The organism is Halomonas sp. BC04, assembly GCF_000568385.1.
The window spans coordinates 1-6,214 of the sequence record NZ_AZQX01000395.1 but is presented as its reverse complement, the minus strand read 5'-3'; the positions used below and the strand labels follow the sequence as shown (position 1 = coordinate 6,214).

Sequence of the window (6,214 nt, the reverse complement as noted above, 5' to 3'; positions counted from 1 at the left end):
CGAACAGGCACAGCTTGAATTGATCTACGCCTACTACGAGACGAATGACTGGGAAGACCGCCCGCGCCGCAGCCAGCCGCTTCATTCGCCTGCACCCCACCCACCCACAGGCCGACTACGCGCTCTACATGCGCGGACTCTCCTCCTGGCAGGCAGGCCGGTTCAGCCTGGAGCGACTGCGCCTGATCGACATTTCAAAGCGTGATCTTGGTGCCTCGCGGGATGCCTATACCGACTTCCGCGAACTGGTCAGCCGCTACCCCGACAGCGAGTACGCGCCCGATGCCCAGCAGCGCATCATCTACCTGCGCAACCTGCTGGCACGGCACGAGCTCCATGTCGCCGACTTCTATCTGCGCAAGGGTGCCTACCTGGCAGCCGTGGAGCGCGGTCGCTGGGTGGTCGAGAACTTCCCCGAGGCCGAAGCCACCCGTGATGCCCTGGCGGTGATGGTCGAGGGCTACCTGGGCCTCGACATGCGCGACCGCGCCCGCGAGGTGCTGCAGGTGCTGATCGAGAACGACCCGGGCAACGAGCGCCTGCGCGGCCGCACCTTCCGACCGCAGCATGTCAGCGCCGAATCGCTTTCGGCCTGAGTCGCAACCTGTGCCAAAAAACCGCGATGGGCTCATCGCGGTTTTTTTTCGCCCTACTCGCCCGGCTGCCAGCCGTTGACGATGGGGTAGCGACGGTCGCGACCGAAGCCCCGTGGCGTCACCCGCACCCCTACCGGCGCCTGGCGCCGCTTGTACTCGCAGCGGTCGACCAGTTGAACCACTCGATAGACGTCGTCAGTATCATAGCCAGCCTCGATGATCGCCTCCGCGCTCATGTCGCCCTCGATGTAGCACATCAGGATGGCATCGAGCACATCGTAGTCGGGCAGCGAGTCGCTGTCCTTCTGGTCCGGCGCCAGCTCAGCAGAGGGAGGGCGCTCGATGACCCGCTCGGGTATCGCCGGTGACTGGGTGTTGCGCCAGCGAGCCAGCCGATAGACCCAGGTCTTGTAGACATCCTTGAGGGCATTGAAGCCGCCGACCATGTCACCATAGAGCGTGGCATAGCCCACTGCCATCTCGCTCTTGTTGCCGGTGGTCAGCACCATCAGCCCCTTCTTGTTGGAGATCGCCATCAGCAGCACACCGCGACAGCGCGACTGCAGGTTCTCTTCCGTGGTATCCCGCTGGGTACCGGCGAAGGTATCGGCCAGGGTCTCCATGAAGGCATCGACCATGGGCTCGATGGGCAGGACCTGGTAGCCGACACCCAGCAGCCGAGCCTGCTCGGCGGCATCCTCCCGGGAGATATCGGCGGTATAGCGATAAGGCATCATCACCGCCTGCACCCGCTGCGGGCCCAGCGCATCCACGGCGATCGCCAGCGACAGGGCGGAATCGATGCCACCGGACAACCCCATCACCACGCCATCGAAACCACTCTTGTTGACGTAGTCGCGAAGACCGCTGACCAGGGCACAATAGAGGCTCTCTTCCGGCGCTTCCGGAGGCTCGATCTCCCCCTCCTGCGGCACCCACCGCCCCGCCTCCTGCACGAACTGGACCGGCATCAGGCCCGCCTGCCAGTAGGGGGCCAATACGCGCAAGGCGCCACTGCCATCGACGCAGGCCGAACCACCATCGAACACCAGCTCGTCCTGCCCGCCGATGGTGTTGACGTAGACCACCGGCAACCCCACCTCGGCGGCACGCTGCTCGAGCAGGCGCAGGCGCTCGGCCGGCTTGTCCTGATGGTAGGGCGAAGCATTGAGGGTAATCAGGATCTCGGCGCCTTCATCGCGGGCCGTCCGCACGGGTGCGCCATCCCACAGGTCCTCGCAGATCAACAGGCCGAGCTTCGCCCCCTTGTGCTCGATGACCAGACTCCGCTCGCCGGTGGCGAAGTAGCGCCGCTCATCGAACACCTGATAGTTGGGCAGCACCTGCTTGGCGTACTCGTCGAGCCACTCACCGTTGTAGAGCAGTCCCGCCAGGTTGTAGCCATTCCCCTCCCGGCGCCCCGGGTAGCCGATGATCACCAGCACGTCACGTACCACCTTGGCGGCCATGCGGGAACGCGCTGCGCGCAAGCGGGTCTCCATGGAAGGCCGCAGCAACAGGTCCTCCGGCGGATAACCGCTGAGATAGAGCTCGGGAAACACCACGATATCGGCACCATGCTCGATACGTGCCTCACGAACGGCCTCGATGGCCCGGTCGGCATTGCCGGGAATGTCCCCCACCAGCGGGTCCAACTGAGCCATTACCAGCGTCAAGTCTTGCATGGGCGTAGAAATCTCTTGAGAATCCAATGTATTCATATTGTCCCGCAAGGGGGTCCGGCTGGCAAAGCCGCTAGCCCCGGTGGGCGTATGCAAACCTCGCGAGCGACAGCCCGGCAGTGTGAAACCAGAAGAAAAACCATGGTTTACGCGCTTTAAACAAGCACGTTGAGGTTGGTTTCAATACCCCACGGCTAGCGTATTAGCTTAGTAGACACCCCCTCACCAGGGAGCCAGAAAAGGATGAATCTATTGCTCATTCGCCTGATCATCTTCGCCGTGCTGTTCTTTGCCGGCCTCAAACTCTACCGCATGTACCGTGAGTGGAAGCTCGGCCAGGAAGAACTGCTTGAGGATGACACACGTCAGGAGGGTGGCCAGATGGTTCGCTGCCGCTGGTGTCAGGTGCACGTACCGGAAACCGAGGCCCTGCGCGACCGGGGCGAGTGGTTCTGCTCCAGCGCCCACCGCGATCGCTACCTGCAGGAGCAGAAGCCCGAGAAGCCCGAGGAGTAAGCGCACCACTGCCGCCATTCGCACACGGCCAGTGCGGCAGGATGCTTACACTCTCTGTCAGAAATCGCTTACGGAACGCTCGCCAGACCCGACTAGAGTGAAAAAACCCATGTGACAAGGGATTTCACTCCGGGAGAGCACCATGCGAACGGACTCCTCAATCGGCGCCGCCTTGCCCGGCGGCTCCTGTTCCCAGGCCGGGCAGCAGGGCCTGACCCTGGCCGAGCTGCTGGTCGCCATTGCGGTCATGGTCCTGCTGTTTGGCTGGGCCATTCCCGCCTTCCAGACACTGAGCGCTCGCCAGGAGGTATCAGCCGAAGTGATGCGGATCAAGACCGCACTGGCGCTGGCTCGCAATACGGCCATCGCCCGCCGCGCCACCGTCACCGTCTGCCCCAGCCACGACCAGTTGAGCTGCAACAACGACGACTGGACGGCGCCGCTGGTGGTAATCCGGGGCCGGGCCGAGGGGGGCCAAATCGGCAGCGACGAGGTGCTCCGGATTCTCGACGACAGCCGTGTCGTCTCGCTCAGCTATCGCCAGGATGGTCGGCCGGTGCGCTACGGCCCCCTGGGACGGCCAGCCGGGCACAACGGCACCTTCACGATCTGCGGCCGGCACGACACCGGTGCCACTGTCGTCGTCAGCAACTTCGGTCGCGTGCGGGTGGATAACGGAGCGACCTGCTGAGAAGACTCGAATACTTCGGCTTTGCCTGAAATAAAGTCGACAAGCGAAGGCGCAACCAGCTTTGGGGCAGAACCTAACCCTTGGGGCCCATCAACAGCCACACGATCAGCCCCACCAGCGGGAACAGCAACAGCACAATGATCCATAGCAGCTTGGCCACCGGGCCGGCCGGGCTCTTCGCCACCTTGACGATGGCCCAAACGACGATAATCAGCCAGATAAGGCCTAGCAGACCGCCTACTTCGATTCCCATCAGACATCTCCTTTGCTCGATGAGTCGCACATTTGCTCAGACCACCACCGTCATGGGGGTGGCCTCCACTGGACTATACTGCAAGTGAGTATCGCCACGCCTCAAACCACTCTGCGGCGGCAGCGAGACACGCCTCCCGATGCCATGGCATCAGGGACCCTTGTCTCACCAGAGCGCAGCCGAGTCAAGATCGCAGGCATCGCATGACGCTGCACCTCAATGTCAACTGGCGCACGACCATCTTCCTTTCGCTCCTGGCCGTCGCGGCAGGCGCCAGCGCACCGCCATCCGCAGCGGATGAGCGCCTCCTGCTCGATTGGGACCAGACGGTGGAGAGACTCAGGGTCACCGACCTGCACGGCGAGGATATCACCGAGATGACACAACTCCGCCAGGAGCAGGGGCGGATCAGCTTGGCCGCACCTGAATCCCGCCCCTTCGTCATCAAGAGTGACGAGATCGAGACCCTGCGGGTCACCTCCGATGAACCCCTGACATTGCCGAATGGCCTGGTCATTCCATCACCACCGCTCGACATCGAAGCCGACGATCAGGCGGTCGACGAGCCGTCGCCACTGCCAGCCGTCTGGCTGCGCCTGACCCTTGCGGCCAGTCCGATACCGGCCGTCTGGAACCCTCTGAGCGGCGCCTATCACACCGAACTGAGCTTCGGGCTGCGACCGTCGGAGGAGCGGCTCCTCGCCGGGTTTGAACTGGAGCACCCGGTCGAAGTCCGCATCCGGCTCAGGGGGCTGACGATTCAGGACACGCTGCCGCCCCTTCGCATCGACGGCCCCGGCCTGGCCCACGAACAGACCCTGCGATTGAGCTTCCTGCCCTCCACCCCCAACCCCACCCTGGAGGTCAGATCCACCATCTCCGACGTCAACCTGGAGCTCGAGGTACTGCCCCGCCTCGAACTGCGTCCGGCATCGCGCCGTGTGCTGGGGCTGGGCCTGGAAAACGTCGAGGTGACCCTGGTACGGCTGGCGCCTCACGGCATGCCGCTGCCCACGGAGCAGCCCACCGATGTCGCCCTGACCCTCGACGGTGGTGGCCGACTCGAGACCGGGGCGGCGCATTTCGCGCCGGGCCAGGCCACGACCTCATTCAGCCTGCGCTCCTCGGGGCTGGCCCCCATTACCGTCAGCGCCTTTACCGGCAGCCTGAGCAGTGAAATCGTGATCCAGCAGCATTTCCCCTGGGGACCGATCCTGGCCGCCCTGGTCGGGGGCGCCCTGGGTGGGTATGGGCGCCGCTTCATCAAAGGCTCCCGCCAGGCGCTGACCCGGCGGCGGCTTGTCGAAGGCCTCCTGGTGGCCAGTATCGCCTATGTCGCCGGGGTGCTCGGCGTCGGCTATCTGGGGCTCCCGGGGGTTGTGGTGGCCACTGAGGCGGGCGCCTTTCTGACCGGCGCACTGAGCGGCTTCATCGGCGTCAACGTCCTTGAGACACTTTCCAGCGCTGGCCACCGCCGCAGTCACTAGGCATTGTCCGAAAAGTGCCTAGCGCCGGCGCGGCCTTTTCGGCAACTGTGCGGCCTGTCGCCCATCTTCTGGCCCGCTTCTTGCTTGGCATTGAGCATGCCCCCTCGGTAGAATGCCCTTCCCCCTATCCTCTCGGAGGTGCCTTCCTTGGCCAGCGGTCTGCTGATCAATGTGCTGATCTTTCTCGCCGCGGCGGTACTGATCGTACCGGTGTTCAAACGCCTGGGCCTCGGCGAGGTGCTGGGCTATCTGGCTGCCGGGGTGGTGATCGGCCCCTCGGTGCTGGCCCTGGTTCCGGACGCCGAGGGCGTACTGCAGTTTTCCCAGGTGGGTATCGTGCTGCTGCTGTTCGTGATCGGCCTGGAGCTCAAGCCCTCGCGTCTCAGGGTGATGCGCAAGGCCGTATTCGGCTTCGGCAGCCTTCAGGTCAGCGTCACCACCCTGCTGCTCGCCCTGGCCGCCTGGTGGCTGGGGCTATCGCCCGCCGCGGCCCTGGTCGTCGGTTTCAGCCTGGGGCTCTGCTCCACGCCCCTGGTCCTGCACCTGCTTGGCGAACGCAAGGAGCTGCAGACACGACACGGGCGCCACGCCTTCGCCCTGCTTCTGTTTCAGGATCTGGCGGCGATTCCGGTACTGGCCATCGTCCCACTGCTTGCCGCGGATGCCTTGATGACCAATGGCGCCGCACCGCTGCTGCGCGAGGTGGTTCTCGCCGCGGGAGCCTTCGCCGGGCTGATCGTCGGAGGACGCTTCCTGCTGCGACCGCTGTTCCACTATGCCGCTGCCACTCGCAGCCGCGAGGTCTTCGCCGGCACCGCCCTGCTGGTGGTGATCGGTGCCGCCCTGCTGATGGAGCTGGCCGGCCTCTCCATGGCCCTGGGCGCCTTCATTGCCGGCGTACTGCTCGCCGACTCGGAGTACCGCCACAATATCGAAGCCGACATCGAGCCCTACCGCGGCCTGCTGCTGGGGCTGTTCTTCATGGCCGT

General features: G+C 64.6%; 6 protein-coding genes and 1 pseudogene. 5 read left to right on the top strand and 2 right to left on the bottom strand.

What is annotated here, in order from left to right; all coding sequences use genetic code 11:
• Positions 1-596, top strand: a pseudogene (locus tag Q427_RS26400) (outer membrane protein assembly factor BamD); the annotation flags it as partial.
• A 53-nt stretch (positions 597-649) separates the two neighbouring features.
• On the opposite strand, the gene Q427_RS26395 reads toward Q427_RS26400, so the two are convergent.
• Positions 650-2,281, bottom strand: coding sequence for an NAD+ synthase (locus tag Q427_RS26395; RefSeq protein WP_043518445.1), 1,632 nt, complete (start codon positions 2,279-2,281; stop codon positions 650-652).
• 240 nt (positions 2,282-2,521) lie between these two features.
• Here Q427_RS26395 and Q427_RS26390 point away from each other — a divergent pair, with 240 nt between their 5' ends.
• Positions 2,522-2,794: a PP0621 family protein gene (locus Q427_RS26390; RefSeq protein WP_043518444.1), complete on the top strand. Its 273-nt coding sequence runs from the start codon at positions 2,522-2,524 to the stop codon at positions 2,792-2,794.
• 142 nt (positions 2,795-2,936) lie between these two features.
• Positions 2,937-3,485: a GspH/FimT family pseudopilin gene (locus Q427_RS26385; protein WP_051496742.1), complete on the top strand. Its 549-nt coding sequence runs from the start codon at positions 2,937-2,939 to the stop codon at positions 3,483-3,485.
• A gap of 73 nt (positions 3,486-3,558) precedes the next feature.
• Here the strand turns inward: Q427_RS26385 and Q427_RS26380 are convergent, their stop codons facing one another.
• The gene (locus Q427_RS26380) at positions 3,559-3,738 is read right to left on the bottom strand and encodes a PLDc N-terminal domain-containing protein (RefSeq protein ID WP_043514813.1); all 180 of its coding nucleotides are present in this window, start codon (positions 3,736-3,738) and stop codon (positions 3,559-3,561) included.
• A gap of 203 nt (positions 3,739-3,941) precedes the next feature.
• Between Q427_RS26380 and Q427_RS26375 the strand changes: the two genes are divergently transcribed.
• Both Q427_RS26375 and Q427_RS26370 read left to right on the top strand, forming a co-directional pair.
• Entirely contained in the window at positions 3,942-5,225 is a 1,284-nt protein-coding gene (locus tag Q427_RS26375; protein WP_043518443.1) for a TIGR04086 family membrane protein, read from the top strand.
• Positions 5,226-5,372: 147 nt separating this feature from the next.
• The coding region (locus Q427_RS26370) for a monovalent cation:proton antiporter-2 (CPA2) family protein (protein ID WP_043518442.1) at positions 5,373-6,214 on the top strand (842 nt) is incomplete at its 3' end.